This is a genomic window from Coleofasciculus sp. G1-WW12-02, assembly GCF_040219735.1.
Classification (GTDB): domain Bacteria; phylum Cyanobacteriota; class Cyanobacteriia; order Cyanobacteriales; family Coleofasciculaceae; genus Coleofasciculus.
Genome location: NZ_JAVJRX010000009.1, coordinates 1 through 25,925, shown reverse-complemented (window position 1 = coordinate 25,925; position 25,925 = coordinate 1). Strand labels below are relative to the sequence as shown.

Sequence of the window (25,925 nt, the reverse complement as noted above, 5' to 3'; positions counted from 1 at the left end):
TTTGCGCCCGATTCAATAGGAAAATCCATTCTACAATTTTAGCTGTGTCACGCCAGTAGGCATGGGGTTGGTTTTTTCTACCCAATCTGCTTTTGTTACCCCCTTTATCCTTTGGGTACTTTTTTCGTTGAACATCTTCCCCTTATCCACTTCAATCATGAGGGAATTTATGGAAACTTGGTCTCAGATTATTGCATTTTCAACTTTTGCCGGTGTCATTATCTTAATTATGACTGAATGGATGCACCTAACAATTGCGGCTTTTTTGGGTGCATTACTGCTAATTTTTATCCATATCATGACCCTGAATGAAGCCGTTGAATATATCAGTCAGAGTTACGAAACCCTGGCTTTATTCTTTGGTGTAATGGTTCTGGTACGGGCATTTGAACCGACTAAACTATTTGACTACTTAGCCACACAAATGGTCGTATTAGCGGGAGGAGAAGGAAAGCGACTTCTGCTGGGAATTGTCGCTATTACTACCCCGATTTGTGCCATGTTGCCAAATGCGACAACGGTAATGTTATTAGCTCCGTTACTGCCACCCTTAGCACAGGAAATTGGGGTAAACTTCGTGCCATTACTCATTTTAATGGTGCTGGTGGCTAATAGTGCTGGATTACTCACACTTGTCGGTGATCCAGCAACATTTATTGTAGGAGATGCCGTCAATATCAGCTTTATAGACTACTTAATGCAGTTGAGTTTAGGTGGAGGAATTGCCGTTGCTGTAATTGTCGTTATGCTGCCCTTCTTATTCCCAAAAACTTGGCAAAAAAAGCTGGATAATTTGAATCAACTGCCCCACCCGAAAATTCAGCATCCTAGAGTTTTAATGGCTGGGGGGTTTATCATGGTTTTTGTGCTGGTATTTTTTGTGGTAGGAGACTCACTGCCTATTCCAATTTCCCCAGCGGCTGTCGCTTTGATGGGAGCGGCGTTAGCGTTACTGTTGGCTCACCATAGCAAGATTGATACTGTTAACAACATCTTGCGGGATGTAGACTGGAGTACCTTACTCTTTTTTATGTCTATTTTTGTGATCATTGGTGGACTAGAAAAAACAGGTATTGTCAGCGGTTTATCCCGGCTACTCGCCGTACTATTGGGACAAAATATTTTCCTCGGTTCAATCTTACTACTTTTCTTGGTTGGTTTACTCTCCAGTGTTGTTCCCAATATTCCTCTAGTCGTGGCAATGGTGCCACTGCTTAAACAGTACCTGGTTAATGTGGGTTATGTGGGAGCAGATGTCCTATCTCCCACCTTTGAGGGTCAATTTCCCCCAGAAGTACTACCCCTTTTCTATGCCATGATGTTTGGTGCTACCTTGGGAGGGAATGGCACACTCGTTGGTGCCTCTTCCAATATCGTGGCGGCGGGTATTTCGGAACTCCATGGACGCCGGATTTCTTTTAAAACCTTTTTAGGTTACGGCGTACCTGTAATGGTGATACAACTAGTAACGGCAGCTTTATATATTACAATTCGTTTTTTCTTGTAGCTTGGTTTTTTTGGATATTATTGTGTTGTGGTGGAGACAAGGCAAATGATAAATGACGTAGCTTGCTTCTGGTCGGGAAGCAAGTATATTGGGTATTATTACCTTTATTGTCGGATTAATCTACCTGACTCTCGCCGCACCCCGACTTCTGCCCGATCGCAAACCGTCTACGCGGGATTTAGTTGCCCAAGACTATGGTCTTAATGATTATGTTAGCGAAGTTGTGATCACCCCGACAAATGCACCTAAAATTTACTCAAGACATTGAGTCCCTACTCAGCCGATTAACCCATCAACCCCTAACGCTAAGAGATATTCTCACAGAAACTTCTGAGCGAGGATTCAGCTTAGTCATTGGCTTATTAGTTTTACCCTTTTTGTTTCCCATGCCTCCCGGAGCATCAAGTATATTAGGATTAGGCTGCTTAGTGTTATCCGTGCAAATGGCTTTGGGACGGCGAAAACCGTGGTTACCTAGAAAAGTTGCCAACTTTCGATTTCCCCCTAGCCTGAGTTTAAAACTGCTAAAAAATTTGAAGCGAGTGATGAGGGTACTGGAAAAAATTGTGCGTCCTCGTTGGCTAAAGGTAGCAGAAAGTCCTAAAATTTGGCGCTGGAATGGGTGTTGTATGACTTGGCTAAGCGTGCTACTGATATTACCGTTTCCTTTCACGAATCCGATGCCAACCGCCGCGATTTTGTTATTGGTTGTTGCCACCTTAGAAGAAGATGGTTTGCTGATGTGTGTGGGGTATGGACTAACCGCTTTAGTGACTCTAGTTTTTGTTTTTATTGCTTATGCACTCTGGCAAAGTTCTCATTTACTGCCTATTTCATTTTGAATAAATAAAGGATAATATATAATTAGAAAATAAACCTAAACCTTACTTGTCACGGAATTTAAGAAAGCTTTATCCTGCGATTGATAAGGCTTTTACTCCTCCCCATTTTGTGAAAATACTATCCCTTTCAGAAATCAGGTGTCTCGTTTTTTGGTTTGATTTTTCCCTAAACGTTTTTACCTTAGACTAATCGCCACCAACTATGTCATTTCTTACACCCTCATCTGCCGCTTCGAGTCCTCTTCCCGATACCACTCAACCCTGGCATACCCTGGACATTGAGCAGGCACTAGAACGTCTAAAAAGTGACCCCGAAAGGGGTTTAACCCCCGCACAAATTGCCCAGAGGCAGCAGCACTATGGGTTAAATGAATTAACAGAAACAGGGGGGCGTAGTCCCCTGGCAATCTTATGGGATCAGTTCACGAATATCATGTTAGTGATGCTGATTGCCGTAGCCATCGTGTCAGGGGTACTGGATTTAGGAAATGGGGTGTTTCCCAAAGACGCGATCGCGATTTTTGCGATCGTGATTTTAAATGGTCTGTTAGGCTATCTCCAAGAAAGCCGTGCTGAAAAAGCCCTCGCCGCCCTCAAACGCCTCTCCTCCCCCAAAGTGCGCGTTCTGCGAGATAAGAAACTGATGGAAATTTCCGGTAAGGAATTGGTGCCGGGGGATGTCATGCTATTAGAAGCGGGAGTACAGGTCTCTGCTGATGGTCGTCTAATCGAGGCGCAAAACCTGCAAATCCGGGAATCTGCTCTGACGGGGGAAGCCGAGGCGGTACACAAGCAACCGGACGTGCAACTGAGTGAAGACGCCCCCTTAGGCGATCGCGTAACCTTGGTATTTCAGGGAACCGAAGTGATTCAGGGGCGGGCAAAAGTACTGGTTACCAACACCGGGATGCAGACGGAATTAGGGCGAATTGCCACAATGCTGCAATCGGTGGAAACAGAACCCACGCCGCTACAGCAGCGGATGTCTCAGTTGGGAAAAGTCCTTGCGTAAACAGTTGCCCCGGGTAGCCGAGTTTCCCTTTTCCTCTGAACGCAAGCGCATGAGTGCGATTTGCCAGATGGAGAATGGGGAAGAGGTTACATCCTACATCATGTTTACCAAAGGCTCACCGGAGCTAATTTTAGAGCGTTGCACCCGGATTCAGGAGGGTGAACTAACTCCCCAGCAACGGGGGCAGATTCTGGAACAAAATAACCAGATGGCAGGTAAAGGATTGCGGGTATTGGGATTTGCCTATAAGCTCTTGTCAGACATTCCCCCGGAAGGTTCTTGGGAAGACACCGAGCAAGGATTAATCTGGCTGGGGTTAGTGGGAATGCTGGATGCGCCGCGTTCAGAGGTGCGGGAGGCTGTGGCTCAATGTCGGGAGGCGGGAATTCGCCCGGTGATGATTACAGGAGATCATCAGTTAACAGCGCGAGCGATCGCAACTGATCTGGGAATTGCTAAAGACGGGGATTTAGTCCTCACCGGTCAAGACTTGCAAAAACTCTCTCAAGCCGAATTAGAGCAACAGGTTAACCATATCAGTATTTACGCCCGCGTCTCCCCGGAACACAAACTGCGAATCGTCCAAGCCTTGCAAAGCCAAGGTGAATTTGTGGCAATGACGGGGGATGGAGTTAATGACGCCCCCGCCCTTAAGCAAGCGGATATTGGCGTAGCCATGGGCATTACGGGCACCGATGTGAGTAAAGAAGCCAGCGATATGATTCTGCTGGATGACAATTTTGCCACCATCGTCCATGCTGTGGAAGAAGGTCGAGTGGTTTATACGAATATTCGCCGCTTCATTAAATATATTCTGGGAAGCAACATCGGGGAAGTGCTTACCATTGCAGCGGCGCCGTTAATTGGCTTGGGTGGTGTTCCCCTTTCCCCCCTACAAATTCTCTGGATGAACCTCGTCACCGACGGATTACCTGCTCTCGCCCTAGCCATGGAACCCGCCGAACCCAACGTGATGCAGCGCCCGCCCTACAATCCTCGCGAGAGTATTTTTGCCCGTGGGTTGGGGCTTTACATGGTGCGGATTGGGATTATCTTTGCCATATTGACCATCATACTCATGGTATGGGCATATAACTACGCCCAGGTATCGGGAGATCCGGATCGGTGGAAGACGATGGTATTTACCACCCTATGTTTAGCCCAGATGGGACACGCGATCGCGATTCGTTCCCATACTCAGCTAACCGTGCAACTCAATCCCTTCTCCAATCCCTACGTTATGAGTGCTGTTACCTTGACCACTGCATTACAATTAATGCTAATTTATGTGGCTCCCCTGCGGGATTTCTTTGGCACTCACTGGTTAAGTCCTCTAGAACTTTTGGTTTGTTTTGGTTTCAGTGCTTTAATGTTTGTTTGGATTGAACTGGAAAAACTAGTGATTAACTGGTTCAGCATTCGGAAAACGGTGATAGGGTAACCGGAAATGTAAGTCGTCAGACCTAACTAAACGGTACTGTATCAAGACTGAAAAAAACACTTGTAACCTTGACCCCTAGTAGAGACGTTCCGCCGGAACGTCTCTACTAAAGGGGAAATTCCGAGTTGGCAATATTCCGCTTAAGTCAGTGCCATTTAACCTAAAATACTTTACTATTATGTATCTGGCTCAACACCTAACTGCTTCAGCCGACGCTCTAGTTCCGCCACTCGTTGTTGCGCCAGTTCTCGTTGTTGTCGTTCGGCTTCAGCCTGTTCCTGCGCCAGTTGAGCCTGTTCCTGCGCCAGTTCTTTGTCCTGTTTTTCTTGCTCGGCTCTTTCTTCGGGAGTGGGAATTAATTGCCCCTGGGGACTGAAAAACCGCAGCTTTGATTCATACACCCCCACAAACAAATCTAGCTGCTGACTCCACAACCACTCTTGCTCATTTGGCTCTATGGGTTGATAAGTTCCTCTAACTAGGCAGAATCCTTGGAACTCCAACGTGTCGGGGTGAAACCAGAAATATTCTGGCGTGCGAAAGGTGTCTTGGTAAAGCTGTTTCTTAAATCCCTTATCAACGTTAGCCGTGCTATTAGAAAGCAATTCAATAATGACATTCGGATATTTCCCCTGTTCAGCCCAGAGTACCCAACTTTTGCGGGGTTTATTTTCTGTACCCAGAACCACAAAAAAATCAGGTCCGCGAAAGTCCCGCGTGGTAATATGTTCGGGACTGAAATAAATCGTCAAGTTGCCCGTAGTATAGAAGTCCGTGCGCTCTCGCCACCACCACTTCAGACAAGCCAGCAACAGCTCTATTTGATCGCGATGCAGGTCACTTTCCAACGGCGGTTCATCACTCCATAAATCCGAGGGTGGAATGATTATATCCTCTACTTCAGTCGATATCGTTAAACTTGCTGCCGCCTCGGAATTTTGAGTAAAGGTCATGATGATGGTTAAGGGGCAAAATGGCTACCTCTAGTTTAATCCCAAATCTCAAATTATTTGTTAAACAGCAAGTTTCCGAGCTAATCCTTTCAACTGTGCGATCGCCACTCAACAGGATGGGGTAATAGGCGATCGCTCCCTTGTGAACAAATGCTACGCTGAACACCAAAGACACCCTAGCGAATAACATGACCGTCCAGCTTACGATAGAACTCCCCGAAGGCGCTTTTTCGGCACTACGGACTAGCCCAGATGCTTTTGTGCAAGAAATGCGTTTAGCCGCTGCTGTCAAATGGTACGAAGTCGGCATCATCTCTCAATCCAAAGCGGCTGAAATAGCCGATGTGAGCCGTCAAGACTTTCTCGCCGCCCTTTCGCGCTTCAATGTGTCACCCTTTCAGGTAACACCTCAAGAACTAGCGGAGGAACTCTCCCGTGGTTAGAAAATGGGTGATCAACGCCTCCCCCTTAATTGTTCTTGCCAAAATCTCTCAAATTAGTTTACTACCCCGAATGTGTAGCGAGATGGTGATTCCCACTGGGGTAGTCCAAGAGATTAATTTGGGTCTTGGTGATGATCCGGCTAAAATGTGGCTCAACAACCAGGGAAGCTCATGGATTCGAGCAGTGGAACCAATCGAGCCTAAGGTTGCATCTTGGGATTTGGGACTCGGAGAAAGTCATGTTCTGTCTTGGGCTTACCAAAATCCTGGTTACGAAGCAATCTTAGATGACCGCGCTGCCAAAAACGCCGCTTTATCCTTAAGCATTCCCGTTCGAGGGACTTTGGGTGTAATCTTATTGGCAAAACAACAAAGCAAGCTCCCCCAAATTAAACCTGTTTTAAATCAACTGGTTCAAGTCGGATTTAGAGTTAGTCCGGAAGTCCTTTCAGCCGTGCTGCAACTGGCTAATGAGTGTGATTAACCCATCGGAGAATGAGGTGGGCGATCGCTCGCTACCTCTGCCAAGTTGCTAGGGAACCTTGCTACCCTAAAAATAGGAATTCCCCCATCCACCCAAGCCCACAGCAGCAAGCGTGCAGAGAACGAATATATGAGTATTAAAGACAAACCGCAATCGCCACACGGGCGCCAGATTGCTCTTATTCTATTGATTCTGGCAGGTGTATCCTTAGTGGGATACTTGTTTGTACCCAAATCCCCTCGGTTTCCCCTGGTTCCCTATAGCAAATTTCTCGACCAACTCGACGACGGAAAAGTTGCACGGGTTTCGGTGGGGGAAGAACAAGTGATTTTTCAGCTTAAGCCAGCCCAAGATCCACTCCAAGCCACTCAAGACTTGCTGCAAGCCGCCCAAGATCCACTCCAAGCCACTCAAGACTTGCTGGAAACCCCACAACAGCCTTTAGAGACGGCGGAAACACCTGAGCTGGACACACCTGAGAATCCGTTAAATCCGACACCTGAAGATCCACTCAACCCCACAGAGGAACTGCTCAATGAGAATGAGCAAACAGGACAAATCTATGCTACGCTGCGGATCGATGATCCGAATTTGGTGAACAATCTTCAGGAACAGGGGATTGAGTTTTTTGCCGCACCGCCGCCGAAAAATGGTTGGTTACTGAGTCTGTTAAGTTGGGTAGTTCCGCCGCTAATCCTCGTCGCCGCCTTTCAGTTTTTCCTGCGCCGCAGTGACAGAGACACCGAAGGTGCGCTTTCATTTAGTAAAAGCAAGGCAAAAGTTTATGTGGAAGGGGAATCGGCTAAAATTACCTTTGCTAATGTGGCTGGGGCGGAGGAAGCCAAGACAGAATTAGTGGAAATTGTCGAGTTCCTGCAAAATCCCGATCGCTTTACCGCAATTGGGGCGCGAATCCCGAAAGGGGTGCTGTTGGTGGGACCTCCGGGAACGGGGAAAACACTCTTGGCAAAAGCCGTGGCTGGGGAAGCGGGGGTGCCTTTCTTTAGTATTTCCGCATCGGAGTTTGTGGAACTGTTTGTGGGAACCGGCGCTGCGCGGGTGCGGGATTTGTTTGAGCAGGCAAAAAAGAAAGCTCCCTGTATTATATTTATTGATGAATTGGATGCGATCGGGAAATCCCGGAGTAGTGGGAATTTCCATAGTGGCGGGAATGATGAACGAGAACAGACGCTCAACCAATTGCTGACGGAGATGGATGGGTTTGCGGCTGGGGATGCGACGGTGATTGTTCTGGCGGCGACGAACCGCCCGGAAAGCTTAGATCGGGCATTGTTACGTCCCGGACGCTTTGACCGTCAGGTGTTGGTTGACCGTCCTGATTTAGCTGGACGCAAAGAGATTTTAACGATTTATGCCCAAAAAGTCAAATTGGGTGAGGATGTGGATCTGCACGCGATCGCAACTCGTACTCCTGGGTTTGCTGGGGCTGATTTAGCCAATCTGGTCAATGAAGCCGCCCTATTAGCCGCCCGCAAGCGCCAAGAAACCATTGCTCAAGCCGACTTCGCCGAAGCCATTGAACGAGTCGTGGCGGGGTTGGAGAAGAAAAGCCGGGTTCTCAACGATGTCGAGAAGAAGATTGTCGCCTATCACGAAGTTGGTCATGCTTTAGTCGGTGCATTAATGCCAGGGAGTGGTAAAGTGGCGAAAATCTCAATTGTGCCACGGGGAATGTCTGCTTTGGGATACACGCTACAACTACCCACAGAAGACCGTTTTTTGATGAATGAAGCGGAACTCCGGGGTGATATTTCCACACTTTTGGGGGGACGCGCCGCTGAAGAAATTGTCTTTGGCAATATCACAACGGGGGCGGCTAATGATTTGCAACGCGCCACCGAGTTAGCTGAACGCATGGTGACGACGTATGGCATGAGTAAAGTTTTGGGTCCTTTGGCGTATAATCAGGCTCAAGGTAATAGTTTCTTGGGCAATAATGGAGGAAATGTACGCCGGAGTTTGAGTGATGAAACGGCAAAAGCCATTGATGGTGAAGTTCGAGAAATTGTGGAAATGTCCCATCAGAAAGCCTTAGCGATTATCAATCATAATCGTGATTTACTGGAACAAATTGCTCAACAGATATTAGCAACGGAGGTGATTGAAGGGGAAGCTTTACAAAATCTGCTGCAACAAGTGCGTCCGGTGGATAATTTTGTAGCGTTAGAGGCTAATCGTTTAGCGTCATAGAATAGTTTTGAGTTTTGACCCAACGCACTCGCTAGTCTGGCAGGGTGCGTGAGTGTGTAGGGGCGGGTTTTACTACTGTCGTTTCCTTTGCACTTCATAGTAAATAAACCCGCCCCGACTAAGTGCGATAACTATTTGACAAATGAAAAAATTACTCCATATTCTAAATCGTCTCAGTTTTGGTCTTCGTCCCGGTGAGATTGAACAAATTCAATCGATAGGGATTGATGCTTATATTCAATCTCAACTTTCGCCGGAATCCATTCCCGAATCTCCCCAAATAACTCGCCAGCTTGATCAGTGGCGTACTCTCAAACTTACTCCTATTCAGTTACTCAGACAGTATAAACCTCGCAACCAAGAACAGCGTTCAGAGGAGGAACGTCAGAAAGCTCGCCAAAAAGCTAGACAACCGTTGCAGCAAGCGATACAAGCTCGATTACTGCGTGCGATCGCGAGTCGGAGGCAATTGCAAGAGGTGATGGTAGATTTTTGGTTTAATCACTTTAATGTTTTTGCCAAAAAAGGTGAAATTCACTTCTGGGTTGGTGTCTATGAACAGCAAGCCATTCGACCTTATTCCCTGGGTCGTTTTCGTGAGTTGCTAGCAGCAACGGTTCATCATCCGGCGATGTTGGTTTATTTAGATAACTGGCGAAATACTGCACCCAATAGTCCGGGTGCTAAGGGTAAATTTCGCGGTATTAATGAGAACTATGCCCGTGAATTGATGGAACTTCATACCTTGGGTGTTGATGGCGGCTACACTCAGGATGATGTGATTGCCTTGGCTCATATTTTAACCGGATGGGGTTTTGATTTGGATGGAAATAAGGGGGATAGCAATGGCTTTTATTTTGATAGCAACCGCCATGACTATAGTGATAAAGTACTTCTGGGTCAACGGATTAAAGGCAATGGTGTGGCTGAAGTGGAAAAAGCTATCGATAGCTTGGCTAGCCATCCAGCAACTGCCCGTTATATCAGTTATAAACTTGCCCAATATTTTGTCGCCGATGAGCCGCCTTCCGGTTTAGTCAAGGGACTGGCTAAGGAATTTTTGCAGACAGAGGGGGATATTCGGGCTGTCTTAGAAACTCTTTTCCAACGTCCTGAATTTTTGCAGGCTAATAATTATGGTCGTAAATTTAAGACTCCCTATCACTATATTATTTCCGCTGTCCGGGCGACGGGGACAAAAGAGCCAAATTTAAAGCGGATTTCGGGTATGTTAAATCAACTGAGTATGCCCCTTTACAACTGTTCCACTCCTGAGGGCTATAAAAATACCCAAGAGGCTTGGTTGAGTCCCGATGCGATGCTACAGCGGGTTAGTTTGGCAACGACGATAGCTCAAGGAGGCTTGGGTGATAATAAATCGGTGGATGCGAGTCAACTTCTTAATACCTTGGGTGATAGTATTTCTGCCCAAACTAAAAAGGAGATTGAGAATAGTCCCGAAAAGTTACGGGCAGCTTTGATTTTAGGAAGTCCCGATCTGATGTATCGATAATGGCTCAATTAAACTCAGTAACAGTCAAGGAGAAAATATGGGGAATAAGTCATATCGAAAAAGGAATAACAAGGCAACTAGAGACTGTCTAAAGGACATTAAATATATTCCTGATGATCGGGTAGGCGAGGTGCTACTAGAAGCGGCTCGTTTACAGTCTGAAGCGAATAAAAGTTACTCCTTAGCGGATCTAAAACAAATATGTTCAGAAGCAGGAATTTCGCCAAATTTTGTTGAGAAAGCCGTCCGAAAAATAGAAAAAAAACGGAAAAAACAACGGCGGATACAAAAGTATATAAAAAAGACAATTAGGCTCGTGATTCCGGCAATCGCTGTATCTATTCTTTTTCTATGTGGAATAATGTTAGTCTTGGAATTATGATGATAAAACGTTAGATGCCGCTTCTGGTAAAGTCAGTTCTGCAACTGTAAGATTTGAAAATAATGTCGTTGAGGGCATCAGGTTCTCTGCTTACTAAATTCCTAATTTAATGAAAGATAACCCTCTAAAATTACTGCTGATTTCTAGTCCAGTAGGTCCGTTGGGTCCAGGATTGACGGGCGGTGTTGAATTAACGTTGCGGAATGTTGCCAGCGATTTAGTCAGACGTGGGCATCAGGTGACTATTGTAGCAACCCAAGGGTCTACGGGTTGGGGTATGCCCCTGGTGGAAATTAGCGGAACCTTACAAACCAGCGCTCAAACCCAAGCAAGAGATACACCGATTATTATTCCCCCCGCTTCGGTTTTAGCCCGGTTTTGGGATTATGCACGGCAAGTGCAATTAGAGTATGATTTAATTTTCAACTTTGCTTATGATTGGATGCCCTTTTATTTAACACCATTTTTTACTCGTCCCATTGCCCATTTGGTGAGTATGGGTTCTATCTCAGAAGCGATGGATGAGATAATTGAGCAAGTGGTGATGGCGTTTCCGGGTACAGTGGCGGTTCATTCTCATGCACAGGCGGCTACGTTTACATTTGGCGATCGCTGTCGGTGTTTGGGGAATGGTATTGATCTATCATGCTATAATTTTTGTCCAGAACCTGAACCGTGGTTAGGATGGGTGGGGCGAATTGCCCCAGAAAAGGGGTTAGAGGATGCAGTGGCGGCGTCTCAGATGACGGGGATTCCCCTGAAAATTATGGGAGTGCTGCAAAATCAGGAGTATTGGCAACAGATTTTGCGGGATTACCCAGAGGCGCCAATTCATTATCTAGGGTTTTTCTCGACGAGTGAAATGCAGCAGCATTTACGCCAATGTCGGGGATTATTAATGACGCCGCGTTGGGTGGAAGCCTTTGGCAATGTGGCAATAGAAGCCCTCGCCTGTGGCGTTCCGGTGATTGCATACCGTCGCGGTGGACCGGCGGAAATTGTCGAGGAGGGGAAAACGGGGTTTTTGGTGGAACCGGATTCGGTGGCGGGATTGGTTGAGGCGATTAACGGGTTGGATAGGATTAACCGCGATACCTGTCGTCAACAAGCGGAAGCGAAATACTCAACACAGGCGATGTGCGATCGCGTGGAACAGTGGTTGTACGATATTTTAATGGGTTGGTAGTTGCGCTGTCTTCGCCATCAACGCCCGCATCGTTGACGATAAAGGTTTGAAAAAGCCCGTTCTTCCAGACTTATTATGCGGCTAACCGACTTCCATCACTTCATTAAACCGCTCTCTCCCCGCATGATAATCCTTACTTTCATACCCCATAACATACCGTACAATCCACTTCTGCGACTTACCATCTTCCATCAGTAAACGAATCGCCTTCCTTAAAACCTGATCCTGATCAACAAACCGTTCAACAAACCAGTTTTCGGTTTCCGCAAAGCCCCGCTTATCATTTTCAGCACTCCGATTCAGATAAACGGCGGCTAATAATGCCTTAAATGATTTGCCTAAATCTTTCTCATTCCCTAAATTCAGCGCCGTCAACTCCTCAGTCGTGATTTGATTGATATAGTCGGCTTGATTCTCCTTAGACGTTAATTCCTTAAACAACTCATTTAAACTACCAACTTTAACATTGGGTAGATAGCCATACAAATAATTAGCAACAATCCCCTTAAATACCGCATCTCCCAGAAACCTTAACTGTTTATTCGGAGATGAACGCTCTTTTATACTTTTTAAATGATGCTCCAGTAACGGCGCAACCAACTGCTTAACCAACCAATTCCGCGCCTGAGAAAACCCGCGATCCTGATGAATCGCCCCAACTAACGCTATCAATGCCTCCTCAAAGGGATTGTGGCTTTGTAAACGCAAGCGATGCCGTTCTTGGGTCAGTCCCAGAAACGGAAACCCTTCGCCTAATCCCAGTTGATACCACAGTTTAGTTAACCGTTGTCCCTCGACTAACTTGTCCCGTAAGCCTTTGAAATTACCGACCTCTAAATAGGGACAGTTGTGATATAAATAGTCAGTAATCACCAAATTAACGATGGCATCCCCCAGAAATTTTAATCGCTCGTTATTCTGTTCATATTCTCCAATTTGCTCCGCATAAGAGCGATGCATTAAAGCAAGGCGAAGCGTATCACCATGCTTGAATTGAATACTGATTTGGTTTTCTACAGGTTCAGGATTCCATTCCATCAGTTTTAAAAGATTAAGAGGTTTTAACAACAGGTAATTGCACCGTCAGGACGGAACAGGGGGCATGATGGAGAACGTAATTACTGACACTCCCCAAAAGTAACTCTGAAAGCCCTGACAAACCCCGATGACCAATGATAATTAGATCAGCGTGCCAAGTCTTAGCCACCTTACAGATGGTTTCCCCCGGACTTCCTGGCACCTGGGTAAACTCAGCCATGACACCAGCCGCCGTAGCTTTACCCGTGCGCGATCGCAAAATCTCCAGACATTCGCTTTCAAAGTCGTCCCACTGCTTACGGTAGCTGATATTCACATCATCCAATCGCCACGGGTAATAGTCCGCCTCAGCAAATCCTGGCATACCCGGACTCGTGTCTTCCTCCGGAGACAGAACGTGCAACAGTAATAGATGACCCTTAACCGCTTTGGCTAATTCTAGGGCTTGATCGAAAACAGGGTCACCCATACCAGAGGTATCTATGGCAACAAGCATCTTTTCAAACATAACCATTTCCTCCAAAACCCTGGTAAATAGTAGGTTGTTACCCCTCTGACAATGGTATAATGAATCTCAACTCAGGATAGTGCTGCTCGATTCGATTTCGTCAAGGAGCTAGCTTATGGAAGCTCATTCCAATCTAGCAATTGTGTCGGAATCTAGGTCAAAAATAAACACAATAATTAATTGTTGTCAAACATAGAGGCAACAGACATCTCACTTTTCACAGAAAGTGTTGTAACCAATACAAGTCCGACACTCAACCTGGAAACCAAGGGCTGAGAGAGGGAAAAATTCATGAGTTTAAATGCCCGCTTTGCGGTGATTAGCGACCTACACATCGCCCTGCCTAAAACCTTATGGGATATTCCCACCCGCTTTCATTTAGTGGAAATCAGTATCCCCGCTCTAGAGCTAGTATTCAATCATTTAGAACACCTTAATCTAGATTTTCTCCTGCTTCCAGGAGATTTAACCCAACACGGCGAACCGACTAACCATGACTGGCTACAAAGGCGCTTATCCCAGCTACCCTACCCGGTTTACGTTGTACCTGGTAATCATGATGTCCCCACGCTATTACCGGACGAACGTTCGATTGGACTGAAAGACTTTCCCCACTACTATCATCAATTTGGCTATGATAATCCCGATCAACTCTACTACACCCATGAAATTTTCCCCGGTGTGCAGCTTATTGGGTTAAATTCTAACCAATTTGACCAGACGGGTAAACAAGTGGGTTGTCTCGATGCACCGCAATTGGCATGGCTTGAGGATGTACTTTCTCAAACCCAGGATAAGTTGGTTGTGGTCATGGTACATCACAATGTCATCGAACATCTACCGAATCAGGCAAAGCATCCCTTGGGACGCCGCTATATGCTGGATAATGCCCCTACCCTGTTAAATCTGCTCAAAGCGGCTGGGGTGAATTTAATCTTTACGGGTCATCTTCATGTCCAGGATATCGCCTATCACCAGGGAATCTACGACATTACCACCGGATCATTAGTCAGCTATCCCCATCCCTACCGAGTCTTAGAATTGCGAACCGATAACCGAGGGAATCGCTGGTTACAGATAGAATCCCATCACATCACATCTGTACCCGGTTGGGAAAATCTGCCGGAAATTTCGCGGAAATGGATGGGCGATCGCTCTCATCCGTTTATGGTAAAGTTACTTACCGCCCCACCTTTATGTTTACCCGTAGCCGACGCCGATAAACTTGCCCCCAGTCTACGCGACTTTTGGGCAGATATTGCTGTGGGTGACGCCTGTTTTGATTTTCCTGAGTTTCCCCCCCTTGTCCGCCGCTATTTCCAAACCTTTAGCGCGATGGATAGTAATGGGAAACCTGCTTTTATCGATAATCACACGACATTACTCCTGGAGTCATGAGTTTGTGGAGTGGACGCGATTGGTTATTCTGAGTTGTAGCTAGGAGAACAGTTAATGTCTACAAAAATGGTTGATGTGCATGAAGCACAGATAAATTTGCAGGAGTTATTGTTTCTAGTACGGGGAGGTACAGAGATTGTCTTGACCGAAGGTAGTACTCCCCTTGCCCGTCTCGTACCCATCGCATCATCAATCCCACGACGCATAGCGGGATTACATGCTGGAGGAATCTGGACAAGTGACGATTTTGATCAGCCTTTACCGGAAGAATTCTGGACACCTACGTCAGTGCGTCTTTAGCCACAAGAGATCAGGGTGCGATCGCACGTTAATAAACTATCATAGACCTGCACCTTGGCAACGGTTAACTCTGGGGAAATGGCTTCCAGACATTTCAACCTAATTTTGTCCAGGAATGGCAAGACAGAGGCGACATATTGTTTTTGATGCTTCGTGTGATCAAATTTAATAGCAATCCACAGATGTTCTAACTGTTCCCAAGTTGAGCATTTTTGCAGGTGACAGGCTACGGCATTTTTCCATTGTTCCATCTGGCGATAACTGATAAATTGTCCGCCTTTGTCCAAGCGGTGAACGAATAGAACATAAAGCCAGGATTCAACTTTGACAATTAGGGATTCGGAAATTCCCAGGAATTGGGCGATTTGGCGTTTGGTGATGCGGAACTTTTGCGCGGGGTTAATACGGCGAAATAAAGCAGTCATTGGATTTTAGATTTTAATTTTTGAATATGTGGATGGGTCATCGTTTTCGGGCGGGATTAAAGGCTGTGAAAACGTTACAAGCTGACCGTTTCCGGCGTTGGCGCAGGTAATCACCCTAGGGTTGGAGAACGGCGCGAATGGCAGCAAATTGTGGCGCGACAGCGAGTGCCGAGCTTGCGTTGAATGTCCTCATAGGGTATGTATGGATAGACTGAGTGCGATCGCCCTTTTGCGGCATCGCTTTTTGGTCATATAAGATAGGATGTAAGCCAGCGTAAGGCATTTAGACAGCCAGACGAAACCTAGCCAATGGCTAAACTAACTGTTGGGCTAGCTAGCCAATGGATAGGGTAAACGTTAGGTTTGCGAGTCCTAACAGGTGAAGGAAATGGACAAGTTAATCGAAGGTCTAAGCCGACTCCTCGATTCGCCTGTCTTTTTCTATGTCCATATTAATTAAGTCAACTTAAAATTGTCAACTAATTTGCTTCAATTTACAAAACATGAGAATATGACATGGTAAAGGACGGAAAACGAATCACATTTGCATACTTGAGAGAGCGTGCGGGTTTAACCCAGCGCGAGATCTCCATTGCAATGGATGTAACCGTTACGACTGTTTCCCAGTGGGAGACGGGCGCACGAAGACCACGTTTGTTTCCAGAGCAAATTCAGAAATTATTACAGGTACTCGACTGCACCCTTGAGGAATTCGTAGAAGCGTTTAGCCGAAATGAGCCGTGAAAGCCGGATTTACCCAAAAATCCCACTTCTTTAACATAATGGTTGACTAATACTTGTCCAAAAATACTGATCAACCTAAAGTTAACAAGGATGCCAAATGGCAAACGAAGAAGAATCAATAACGTTTGCGTACTTGAGGAAGCGTGCTGGCTTAACCCAACGGAAAATATCAATTTTGATGGATGTCACTGTTGGTACTGTTTCTCTATGGGAGACAGGAGGACAAAGACCACGTTTATTTCCAGAGCAAACTCAGAAATTATTACAGGTACTTAACTGCACTCTTGAGGAACTCGTTGAAGCGTTTAGCCCAAATGAGCAGTGAAAGCAGGTTTTACCCAAAAATCCCACTCCTCTAAAATTAGGGTTGACTAATATCAGAAATTATTGCAGGTACTCGACTGCACCCTTGAGGAACCGAAATCCCAGCGCCAAATATCGTTGTTGGTGGGTTACGGCGGATATTGAATTAAACAGTTATTTTGCCGATTGAGTTCCCGCCTAACCCACCCTACTAACATCTGATACCAAATCTGAGTTAGCTACCCCCGTTATAACAAAGTCCGCGCAGGCGGACTTTGTTTGCGTAGCTGCGATTTCAATCGCCTCCTCTTGCAGGGGGTAATAAAGGCGGATTTGATATGAGACATAGTTCGCTACAATTAATCCAACGTTCCAGAATAATTCTATTTCTTTGGATACCTCTTCCATTGTTGAACCAAAGCTGAATGACTAATTAAGGTTGCCGACAAATGCCAAATACTGACGTGTAGCCGTGTAAAAATGTACTCCCGCCTACGGGTCCAATCTCGCCATTACAGAAGAAACCGCCAACTGAAATATTATTGATATAGCGACACAAGAGTTGGGAATCAAAATCGGGTTTCCCATACAATCCTTGACCCCGCCCTAAACAGGAAAACATTAATGCACCCGCCGTTTCTGGGGTGGGATTGACTTTCTTTTGATAATTCTGTAAAAGTAATTCTATGTCTTCCTCAGAGGTTCGGGCATCTCGCAGATGGAACTGAATCCGTTGACCAGGACGCACCCGATCGCCAATCGCGATCGCACCCAGTCTGGGATCAACACCCAACAGATTGCGAATCAGGAAATCCCCAGGACCGAGACTTTGCTTAAACTCATCACGGGCAATGCCAATAAATAGGGAATGTTGCGCCAATTCGCGATCGCTCTCACTCAGGTTTTGAATTAAATCGCGCAGTACGACTAACGGCGGCTGGGATTCAGCCTCACTGAAGCTCATTCCATTACTATCGGCTAGTTCCAGTACAATGTTTCGTTCGCCTTTGGTGATTTGATAGGGTTGACCAATGGGGCGACAGCCTTGGGCGACAATGGGGTCGAGTACCACATTCCCACTCAACGCCACGCCGACTGTACCTTCTCGATGTAACGTACCCTCAGGGCATTGTTCAGGATCACGATAAAATAATCCACTCTGAACTCCCATCCCACTGGCACTGGCTAATCCTCCCACCTTAACTGAACCGGGATAGGCAAAATCTAACCCTTGTAACAGATCATTGACTTTCGAGGAAAAGGGATCGGCTAATAAGATGAAATGGGGTTGCTCTTGGGGGGAAACACCAATTAAGTCCACCCAAGCATTGGGTGAACTATCCAAGTCAGGCAAGGCACTTGCAGGAATATGAAACGCCCGTACTGAAACCTCTGGCATACTTGCCAAACTGATTGAGAGAGCGGGTTCTGCTTCGATTTCTTGGGGTTGACCTTGGGCATTCATACCAATCACGCCACCTCCCCCACAACCAATGATCACGGGTACGGATAACCGTTCTTGTAGCAGAGGCATTAATCGGGAATACTCGCTGGCATAAGCGGAAGAGATGAACACCAGACCCAAATCCGCAGGCACTGACAACGATTGTCCCAGACGATCTACCACCTCGACGATGGCTGTTTCCAAGGACGGACGAGTTGATAAGGCATTGACCCACTTCATCAAATTTGCCATGAGTTCTACTGCGGTTTTCCCTGGGTAGGGTGTTTTTCAGGTTGGCTACTAATCAAAGCCTTATGATAACTCCAATTCGGCTAACTCCCAAGGGACTGCTGCCAGGGAGATGAGGGATATGGGGAGTTAACTCACGCACCATGCCCTCGTAGGTAAATGTCAAAACCTCCCCAATCCCCAATACCTATTTCCGGTAGTTGGGCAGATCGTGTAGAATTGTAAACAGCGTGTCGGCTTGTGCTGAACGTTAAACCATAGAATCCTAAAGACCTATAAGCACCGACTTGGATATATCCAGGGACGGTCAACACAAAATAAATAGGCGTTCTGTACAATACATTAGTGCAGTAATCAGGAAACAAGGAAAGTAGTCAATGAGTGATATTCAAGAACAAATTGATCGGGAACGTCAGCAAGCTAGAGCTGTTTGTGATTCTCAAGGCGCAGAGTCCCCAGACTGTGCGGTAGCTTGGGATTCTGTAGAAGAATTACAAGCTGAGGCATCACACCAGAGGCAACAAGGCACAAAGAAAACCTCCTTCGAGAAGTATTGCGAAGAAAATCCTGATGCAGATGAGTGCCGAGTCTACGACGAATGACTCTTCATCGGCTATCCCTGCCGATTCTGTATGGATGAATTCAGCTAAATAGGCGATTCATCTCACATCAAATTGAAAATTATGACGTGAGATGAATCGCCATAATATAATGGTGTACAAGGGTTGATTAATTTAAAGTTAACCGCAAGCCCCAAGTCAATTGAACCAAGACAACCTAGGATATAGGGTTCTACATAGAAAAAGACTCTAATAAGTCAGGCTTACGGTAGGTAAAATCCTCGCCTTCCACTAGTCTACTTTGCCACCTTGCTCCCTACCTTGGAGCCTGGGAGAGTGCCAAAGTGTCAGTATTCAACCGTAAATGATGTTACCGAAGCGGAAATGGCAACATTACCGTACAATTTGGGATGTGAACCGATCGCGGTGTCACTCTGTTAACGTGAAACCAAAGGAACTCGTCGGCTATTAGCTATGCCTGATCAACTGCTGCAAGCATTAGTCTGGACAGACTATCGGTTAGCCGTTTTATTTACGGTGTTGATTCCCCTGATCCTAATTGTATGGGCTTTTGTTAAAAAAGCTGATGCGATCGTGCGCCTGTTAATTATCTACTGGCGCGTGTCTAGTTTATTGGCAATTACGGTTTATGTCATGATTGCCTCGTGGCCCATTGCTTTTATATCGGGTTGGTTTGCCCGGATTCTGATTCCCATCTCCCTCTGGTTCTGGGTGGATGTGAATGAAGATATTGAAGATCAACCGACTAACCCGCTGAAACTTACGCTGACGGCTTGGCGCTGGGCAATAACTATTTACTGTGGAATTGGTGTCTTGTGGAGTATTCCCTATCTAGGATGCGCGTTTACTCCAGAGGCTGCGGAAACGTTTAGCTGTAGAGTTTGGCTAGAACCCCCCTGGTTGTTTAAACAATATTTTCATCCTGAGTCTTCTCCTCAATTTTTGGGTCTTATTGGCATTGTCGGATTATTGTCTTATGTTCTGTACTTGAGCTATTTCGTTCTGATTCGCTTAGGGAAACAGGGACGAATTGCTATGGAACAGTAGCAGGAGACAGGGACAGATAAGTCAAAAGCTAAAAGTTTTTAATTCCTCTTCCCCAATCACCCCTTCCCCAATCAACCATGAACCAAGGAAATTCTATTGGGCAGCGTTTAGAACAATACACGATTAAGTATCCTCAAGAAGTTTTACTCATTACCGCTCAAATTGCTGGCGAAGAGGATAAGATTGCTATTTACAAAGGGTTTTCTAGTTCGTTGATGCGTCCAACTGCTTTCGATCCAGATGTGCCTGTATTACCACCAGAAGCGGAAATTGTCAAGATTGATCGCGTCGCCAGTCCCTATAATCCGGATGCGCCTCGTTACATTCAGCAGGGGTTAACTGGGGAGGCGATGCAGCAGTTGTTGGTAGCTGCTGGTGTTTAGGATTAACGCACTGGTGCAAGACCTCAGCTACACCTAATACCCGATTCTTATGTCAAACTAGATAAGTTCTAAAATCCAGTCGTAGTAACTCATCCTCAGGTTGAGGCAAGATGAGAATAGCTGTCTATAGTTCTGGGAACTTTCTTTCCACGAGATTAACGTGATTGAAGTAGAAGTCCATTCCTCTCTACGTGCCTTTCTGCGAGAGCAAGGTCAACCCAACTGGCCCCACCATTTGACAATGGCGCGGCTGGTAGCGCGGGCTTTGCGCTTGGGGCGTTCAGCATTAATTCAAACGGGAAGTACCCAAGGACTCTATCGTCTGAGTTACCTGGCACCTGCCTTAATATGGCAAGAACCCGTGATTATTGTTGCGCCTGTGTCAGTCCAAAAGTGGCTGCTACAGGTAGAAATTCCCAGCTTGCAGGAATGGATGGGTACGAATAAGGCGATTTACGTTGGCGACACGTTCCCAGATGAGGATTTTAAAGGACTGCTGATTACCACTCCCGAAGCGTGGTTGGCAGATCGCTTGGCGCAAAAAAGGGAGTTTCCTCCAGGTATTCCCACACTCATTGACCAAGCTGACGATTTAGAAGACTGGGTGCGCGATCAACTTAAGAGTACTATTGAGCCCCAGCATTGGCATGAACTGATGTTAGCCCATCCCCAAAAGACGGCTTGGATTCGGGACATGCGGGTACGGCTGACTAAACTCTTATTTGAGCATCCGGCAAATCCTTACGATTGCTATTTGATAGAATCGGGCGAACAAGCTGTCCTCCAGGAGTTGTTTGAGGTCTTACAATCGGAAAATGGCGGGGAGTCTTTCTATCTACCAACAGCCTGGAAACAGTTTTGGCAATGCTGGCAATCATCAAATCAGTTTACCTGGGCAGCTATTGAGCGATCGCAAGGTCAGTTTTCCCTGTATTGTGAACCAAAAGAAGTAGCAACATCCCTCAGTCCCATTTGGTTAGAACAACCGGTGGTATTAATTGGCGCGGCGCTGGATTTGGAGGCTTCGGCTGCGGTTTACCGTCAACAACTGGGTTTAGGAGAATTAACCTGCTTAAAATTCTCGCCAGATCGGCACAGTAAACTGATTCAGCTTTATTTACCCGATGGGTTACCAATGCCGAATACGCCTCGATTCCAACATGCCTTGTTCCAACAAGTGCGAACGCTTTTAGGGGCAACTCATCAGGTGAAAACCCCTATCGTCATCTTAGTCGGGGATGTCCCCCTGAAAAGCCAGTTAGGGGCAGTTTTAGCCGCTGAATTTGGCTCGCGAGTTCAGGTGGAAAAGACCCAGCTAGACGAGAATGGTATTCTAGTCTGTGGTTGGGAATTCTGGCGCTCTCAGCAGCAATTTTTACCCTCTCCCCAACTGCTCATTATTGCCACGTTACCCCTACCCTCCCTAGAATCTCCCTGGGTTGCGGGTAAAGTGGCGCATTACAAACAGCGACGTTTAGACTGGTTTCGCTTATTTCTATTACCTGCGGCGTTGCGAGAATTACAACGGGCAGTTGCACCTGTACGAGACTCTCAGGGGATTGTTGCCCTCTTAGACAATCGGGTTAACTATCGCAGTTACGGCACTCAAGTGCTATCAGCGTTGAGTCCCTTTGCCCAAATTAATTATGTGGATGACGGTTGGTTTGAGTGAAAAGATGACCCATTTTCTGTAATGCTTAAAGTTTTAGGATAATAGCTGTGGCTTTTAAAATCGGTTTACTGGGACTGGGAACAGTTGGTACGGGAACAGCGAAAATTTTACAAGACCCCATAGGTCGAAATCCCCTGCTGCAAACGATTGACATTCATCGAGTCGGCGTGCGATCGCTGGATAAACCCCGATCCGTGAAGGTGTCACCCGCGATAATGACCACGGACTTGGAGTCGATTGTTACTGACCCAGAAATTGATATTATCGTCGAATTACTAGGGGGATTAGAACCTGCGCGATCGCTAATCCTCAAAGCCATTTCCCACGGTAAGCATATTGTCACCGCCAATAAAGCCGTCATCGCCCGCTATGGGGCTCAAATCTTCACAGCAGCCGAAGAAAAAGGCGTCTATGTTCTCCTGGAAGCGGCTGTGGGTGGCGGTATCCCGGTGATTCAACCCCTGAAACAGTCCTTAGGGGTAAATCAAATTCACAGCATTATCGGTATTGTCAACGGGACAACCAATTACATTCTCACCCGGATGCAAACCGAGGGCGGAGAATTTGCTGATATTCTGGCAGATGCCCAAAAATTAGGCTATGCCGAAGCTGATCCCACAGCCGATGTCGAAGGCTTAGACGCCGCCGATAAAATTGCCATCCTCGCATCTTTAGCCTTTGCGGGACGGATTAAGTTAGAAGACGTTTACTGTGAAGGGATTCGTCAAGTCAGCGCCGCCGATATCGCTTACGCCCAGAACTTAGGGTTTGTGATTAAACTCCTCGCGGTAGCCAAGCGAGAGGCGAAGGTTCCCACCAGTGACCCCGAATCAGAAATGCTACAGATTAGGGTTCACCCGACTCTAGTCCCACAAACCCATCCCCTAGCGAGTATCAATGGGGTTTACAACGCGATTTTGGTGGAAGGGGAACCCTTGGGACAAGTCATGTTCTTTGGTCCGGGTGCAGGTTCTGGTCCAACGGCGAGTGCGGTGGTATCCGATATTTTGAATATTGCGGCTGTACTGAAAACGGCGGGAGAGACACATCACCTGCATCCCTTATTAAGTTGTGTGCATCAACACTATTGCAGCATTTCCCCAATTTCAGAATTAGTCACTCGATTTTATGCCCGGATTATGACCAAAGATCGACCCAGTGTTATTGGTCATTTGGGTATGAGCTTTGGTAATCATGGGGTCAGTTTAGAGTCAGTCGTGCAAATTGGGTTCCGGGATGAGTTAGCAGAAATTGTGGTCGTCACCCATGATGTCAGGGAAGGAAACTTCCGCCAAGCATTAGCCGAAATTCAGGCGTTAGAAGCGGTTGATAGTATTCCCAGTGTTTTGAGAGTGCTGTAGGATCGGTGCGATCGCACACAGGCCTGTTATGACACCAAATCCGCCTTTTTCACCCTCCTTTACCAATAGGCGGACTGGATTATAACGGGAGTAGCTAACCCGGATTTGGTATGAGAGGAAATAAACGCCTGTGATCCTGAGTGTAGGGGCGACCGGCTTGGTCTAATTAACAACACCAGTCCACTCAATTAGGTCGGGTCGCCCTGTCTGTCTGTGAAGTTTTATGAATAAACCTCGCCCATGGCAAACCCTAGACCGTTTCGTGGAAATCCGTTCCCATTGGCTTACCCTAATCGGTGAACGCCTACAAGATGACCAAGGGCGAATTCTTGACTATTGGCGAGTCGAAAAAGCTGATTCAGTGGTCATCGTCACGATTCAGGCGGGGAAATTTCTGCTTCCTGTACCAACCTATCGCCCTGGTGTCGGAGAAGCGACGCTGGATTTTCCCGGTGGACGGGTCAATCCTAACCAAACCCCCGTCGCCGCTGTCCCTGGAATCTTAAGCCAGGAATTGGGATTCTGTGAAGACGCGATCGCGAACCTAACTCCCCTCAATTCTACAGGCTGGGCAATCAATAGCTCCTTCTCGAACCAAAACCTCTACGGTTTCGTTGCTGAACTTGACGCCACAGTCGCTGTGAACCCTAACCGACTTGGAACTACCTACCCCACCACATCCCCAGGAATCCACTCTCTCCTGCAAGATTTAACCTGTCTCCAGTGTCGTGCTGTGCTGCTAGAGTGGCAGAGTCAGAGGATTATCGCTGAACGATGAACCATGAACGATAAAATATGAACTGTTTGTCATCAGCGATTTACAAATGAGTGTTTCTCCTCAACTTCTCCCCCATGAGCATACTCTATCATTAAAGACTGAAGTCCTTGCCGATGTCTTGACCCATGTAGAAAATATCCTAATTATTCAAGATTTAGATGGCGTCTGCATGGGACTGGTTAAAGACCCATTAACACGAGTGATTGACCGAAACTATGTTAAAGCGACGCAGGTGTTTGATGGTCATTTTTATGTCCTGACTAATGGAGAGCATATTGGAGATAAAGGAGTAAATGGTATTATTGAACGCGCCTTTGGTAATCCGGCTGAGGTTAAGGCAAAGGGGCTGTATCTCCCTGGTCTCGCTGGTGGCGGTGTGCAATGGCAAGACCGTCAAGGGAATGTCTCTCACCCTGGTGTCAGCGAAGCAGAATTAGAATTTTTAGCTGAAGTTCCCCAGAGGATTAAAATCCGGTTACGTCGCTTTTTTGAGCAAAAAAGTATAGCCGCAGAAATTGATAATTTGGATGAATGTATCCAGGCTTCTGTTCTGGAAAATAAGGTTTCCCCAAGTGCGAATCTGAATACCTTTTATGAACAACTGCGCCAATACCCTGAAATTTATATAGATTTGCAAAAAGATATGCAAAATCTGATGCAAGACGTTCTACAAGAGGCACAAGTGAAAGGGTTAGGCGATTCGTTTTTTGTCCATTATGCTCCCAACTTAGGCAGAGACTTGCAAGGACAAGAAATATTACGCCCAGCTCAAACGCAAGATTCTGGGACAACTGATTTTCAGTTTATGCTGCAAGGGGCGATTAAAGAGGCGGGTGTGTTAGCGATTTTAAATCGTTATTATTCTCAACGGACGGGTTCCTATCCCTTAGGGGAAGACTTTAATGTGCGACAAGCGCCAAAAATGCTAGAGGAATTACTGGAGTTGGTTAAAGCGAATTTTGACCCAAAAGAAATGCCGTTGATGATTGGCGTAGGAGATACGGTGAATAGCTCTGTTGAAGACGCACAGGGGAAACTGACGGTTCGACGAGGAGGGAGCGATCGCAACTTTTTACAACTGATTCAAAGGATTGGTCAGGAGTTGGATACCGGCAATATTATTGTCTATATCGATAGTAGCCAAGGTGAAGTCAAAAATCGCAAATCTGTGAAAATTGGTCAGAACGAAACCTCTGGCGAGGAAATCATTGTGCTTGAAGGTCCCGGTGATGTTCGCGATGTCGATGAGCCTTTAACCTTAAACTTTGTCTTTCACAAAGGTCATCAACAGTACAATGAATTTTTTCAAAAGGTAGCGCGAGAAAGAAAAGCGAGTGATCACCGATAGGATGACGCCACCAACCCAAACATTGAGATGGTAGGGGCGCATAGACGTGCATCCGTGTCAACTTAAGCTTCGTTGTGCCCTCAGGAGTGTTCCCGCGTTCACGGGGAAAAGAGGTGACGCTCTTTCTGGAGTGACTTACCGGATGAGACTTGCGGTGGCTCCTAACAAGGGTTTTAGCTCATTCGTTAGGGACGCGATCGCGGAGCCTGACAACTTGGCTGGTGTAACGACTTAACCCCGGTGAAGATGGTAGGAAAAACAAGAGTAAAAACTCAGATTGTAAGAGCTAGCCATATAGGCAGTTAGTTGATATCATCTGACCTAAAATCCCGTTAACCTGTAAGTGGTCAGATATAAATAAACGGCACTGTA

General features: G+C 46.4%; 24 protein-coding genes and 1 pseudogene. 20 read left to right on the top strand and 5 right to left on the bottom strand.

The features are described 5' to 3' along the window. The first annotated feature begins 169 nt into the window (after positions 1-169). The 4 genes and pseudogenes from RID09_RS00970 (at position 170) to RID09_RS00955 (ending at position 4,802) form a co-directional block, all read left to right on the top strand. Positions 170-1,507 carry an SLC13 family permease gene (locus tag RID09_RS00970; RefSeq protein ID WP_446334085.1) on the top strand — a complete coding sequence of 446 codons (1,338 nt, stop codon included), beginning with the start codon at positions 170-172 and terminating at the stop codon, positions 1,505-1,507. Positions 1,508-1,595: 88 nt separating this feature from the next. Then, positions 1,596-1,775, top strand: coding sequence for a hypothetical protein (locus tag RID09_RS00965; RefSeq protein ID WP_446334084.1), 180 nt, complete (start codon positions 1,596-1,598; stop codon positions 1,773-1,775). Next, positions 1,747-2,349 (top strand): exopolysaccharide biosynthesis protein, encoded by a 603-nt coding sequence (locus tag RID09_RS00960; protein ID WP_446334083.1) that lies wholly within the window; start codon positions 1,747-1,749, stop codon positions 2,347-2,349. Before RID09_RS00965 ends, RID09_RS00960 begins: the two co-directional genes overlap by 29 nt. Before the next feature lie 202 nt (positions 2,350-2,551). Then, positions 2,552-4,802: pseudogene (locus RID09_RS00955) on the top strand (cation-translocating P-type ATPase). A 176-nt stretch (positions 4,803-4,978) separates the two neighbouring features. Here RID09_RS00955 and RID09_RS00950 read toward each other — a convergent pair. Beyond that, positions 4,979-5,755, bottom strand: coding sequence for a Uma2 family endonuclease (locus RID09_RS00950; RefSeq protein WP_446334082.1), 777 nt, complete (start codon positions 5,753-5,755; stop codon positions 4,979-4,981). Positions 5,756-5,943: 188 nt separating this feature from the next. On the opposite strand from RID09_RS00950, the gene RID09_RS00945 reads away from it, so the two are divergent. From RID09_RS00945 to RID09_RS00925, 5 genes are all read left to right on the top strand, one after another. Beyond that, positions 5,944-6,198, top strand: a complete 255-nt coding sequence (locus tag RID09_RS00945; protein ID WP_446334081.1) for a UPF0175 family protein — start codon at positions 5,944-5,946, stop codon at positions 6,196-6,198. Next, positions 6,191-6,682 carry a DUF3368 domain-containing protein gene (locus tag RID09_RS00940; protein ID WP_446334080.1) on the top strand — a complete coding sequence of 164 codons (492 nt, stop codon included), beginning with the start codon at positions 6,191-6,193 and terminating at the stop codon, positions 6,680-6,682. Before RID09_RS00945 ends, RID09_RS00940 begins: the two co-directional genes overlap by 8 nt. Before the next feature lie 129 nt (positions 6,683-6,811). Then, entirely contained in the window at positions 6,812-8,893 is a 2,082-nt protein-coding gene (gene ftsH, locus RID09_RS00935) for an ATP-dependent zinc metalloprotease FtsH (protein ID WP_446334079.1), read from the top strand. Positions 8,894-9,035: 142 nt separating this feature from the next. Further along, a complete protein-coding gene (locus RID09_RS00930) occupies positions 9,036-10,406 on the top strand; it encodes a DUF1800 domain-containing protein (RefSeq protein ID WP_446334078.1) in 1,371 nt (456 codons plus the stop codon). Between the two features lie 491 nt (positions 10,407-10,897). Beyond that, complete coding sequence (locus RID09_RS00925; protein ID WP_446334077.1) at positions 10,898-11,974, top strand: glycosyltransferase family 4 protein; 1,077 nt, start codon at positions 10,898-10,900, stop codon at positions 11,972-11,974. Positions 11,975-12,055: 81 nt separating this feature from the next. On the opposite strand, the gene RID09_RS00920 is transcribed toward RID09_RS00925, so the two are convergent. Both RID09_RS00920 and RID09_RS00915 read right to left on the bottom strand, forming a co-directional pair. Beyond that, positions 12,056-13,012, bottom strand: a complete 957-nt coding sequence (locus tag RID09_RS00920; RefSeq protein ID WP_446334076.1) for a ribonuclease III domain-containing protein — start codon at positions 13,010-13,012, stop codon at positions 12,056-12,058. Between the two features lie 13 nt (positions 13,013-13,025). Further along, positions 13,026-13,520, bottom strand: a complete 495-nt coding sequence (locus RID09_RS00915) for a universal stress protein (RefSeq protein WP_446334075.1) — start codon at positions 13,518-13,520, stop codon at positions 13,026-13,028. Between the two features lie 291 nt (positions 13,521-13,811). On the opposite strand from RID09_RS00915, the gene RID09_RS00910 reads away from it, so the two are divergent. Together RID09_RS00910 and RID09_RS00905 are read left to right on the top strand one after the other, a co-directional pair. Further along, complete coding sequence (locus tag RID09_RS00910) at positions 13,812-14,918, top strand: metallophosphoesterase family protein (RefSeq protein WP_446334074.1); 1,107 nt, start codon at positions 13,812-13,814, stop codon at positions 14,916-14,918. A gap of 54 nt (positions 14,919-14,972) precedes the next feature. Continuing rightward, positions 14,973-15,218, top strand: coding sequence for a type II toxin-antitoxin system Phd/YefM family antitoxin (locus tag RID09_RS00905; RefSeq protein WP_446334073.1), 246 nt, complete (start codon positions 14,973-14,975; stop codon positions 15,216-15,218). Here RID09_RS00905 and RID09_RS00900 read toward each other — a convergent pair. Further along, positions 15,215-15,643: a hypothetical protein gene (locus tag RID09_RS00900; protein WP_446334072.1), complete on the bottom strand. Its 429-nt coding sequence runs from the start codon at positions 15,641-15,643 to the stop codon at positions 15,215-15,217. The genes RID09_RS00905 and RID09_RS00900 overlap by 4 nt on opposite strands. A 516-nt stretch (positions 15,644-16,159) precedes the next feature. Between RID09_RS00900 and RID09_RS00895 the strand changes: the two genes are divergently transcribed. Both RID09_RS00895 and RID09_RS00890 read left to right on the top strand, forming a co-directional pair. Then, a complete protein-coding gene (locus tag RID09_RS00895) occupies positions 16,160-16,387 on the top strand; it encodes a helix-turn-helix domain-containing protein (RefSeq protein ID WP_446334071.1) in 228 nt (75 codons plus the stop codon). A 97-nt stretch (positions 16,388-16,484) separates the two neighbouring features. Continuing rightward, a complete protein-coding gene (locus RID09_RS00890) occupies positions 16,485-16,712 on the top strand; it encodes a helix-turn-helix domain-containing protein (RefSeq protein ID WP_446334070.1) in 228 nt (75 codons plus the stop codon). Positions 16,713-17,123: 411 nt separating this feature from the next. On the opposite strand, the gene RID09_RS00885 is transcribed toward RID09_RS00890, so the two are convergent. Further along, on the bottom strand, positions 17,124-18,386 hold the full coding sequence (locus tag RID09_RS00885) for an FIST signal transduction protein (protein ID WP_446334069.1): 1,263 nt from the start codon (positions 18,384-18,386) through the stop codon (positions 17,124-17,126). A gap of 374 nt (positions 18,387-18,760) precedes the next feature. Between RID09_RS00885 and RID09_RS00880 the strand changes: the two genes are divergently transcribed. From RID09_RS00880 to stpA, 7 genes are all read left to right on the top strand, one after another. After that, the gene (locus RID09_RS00880; protein ID WP_446334068.1) at positions 18,761-18,985 is read left to right on the top strand and encodes a CP12 domain-containing protein; all 225 of its coding nucleotides are present in this window, start codon (positions 18,761-18,763) and stop codon (positions 18,983-18,985) included. 432 nt (positions 18,986-19,417) lie between these two features. Continuing rightward, entirely contained in the window at positions 19,418-20,011 is a 594-nt protein-coding gene (locus RID09_RS00875; protein ID WP_446334067.1) for a DUF3177 family protein, read from the top strand. A 77-nt stretch (positions 20,012-20,088) separates the two neighbouring features. Then, the gene (locus RID09_RS00870) at positions 20,089-20,394 is read left to right on the top strand and encodes a DUF7734 family protein (protein ID WP_446334066.1); all 306 of its coding nucleotides are present in this window, start codon (positions 20,089-20,091) and stop codon (positions 20,392-20,394) included. A gap of 160 nt (positions 20,395-20,554) precedes the next feature. Further along, on the top strand, positions 20,555-22,066 hold the full coding sequence (locus RID09_RS00865; RefSeq protein ID WP_446334065.1) for an ATP-dependent DNA helicase: 1,512 nt from the start codon (positions 20,555-20,557) through the stop codon (positions 22,064-22,066). A 47-nt stretch (positions 22,067-22,113) separates the two neighbouring features. Continuing rightward, on the top strand, positions 22,114-23,427 hold the full coding sequence (locus RID09_RS00860; protein WP_446334064.1) for a homoserine dehydrogenase: 1,314 nt from the start codon (positions 22,114-22,116) through the stop codon (positions 23,425-23,427). Positions 23,428-23,650: 223 nt separating this feature from the next. Next, positions 23,651-24,205 carry an NUDIX hydrolase gene (locus RID09_RS00855; RefSeq protein WP_446334063.1) on the top strand — a complete coding sequence of 185 codons (555 nt, stop codon included), beginning with the start codon at positions 23,651-23,653 and terminating at the stop codon, positions 24,203-24,205. Positions 24,206-24,251: 46 nt separating this feature from the next. Beyond that, positions 24,252-25,553, top strand: coding sequence for a glucosylglycerol 3-phosphatase (gene stpA / locus RID09_RS00850; RefSeq protein ID WP_446334062.1), 1,302 nt, complete (start codon positions 24,252-24,254; stop codon positions 25,551-25,553). Positions 25,554-25,925 lie beyond the last annotated feature (372 nt).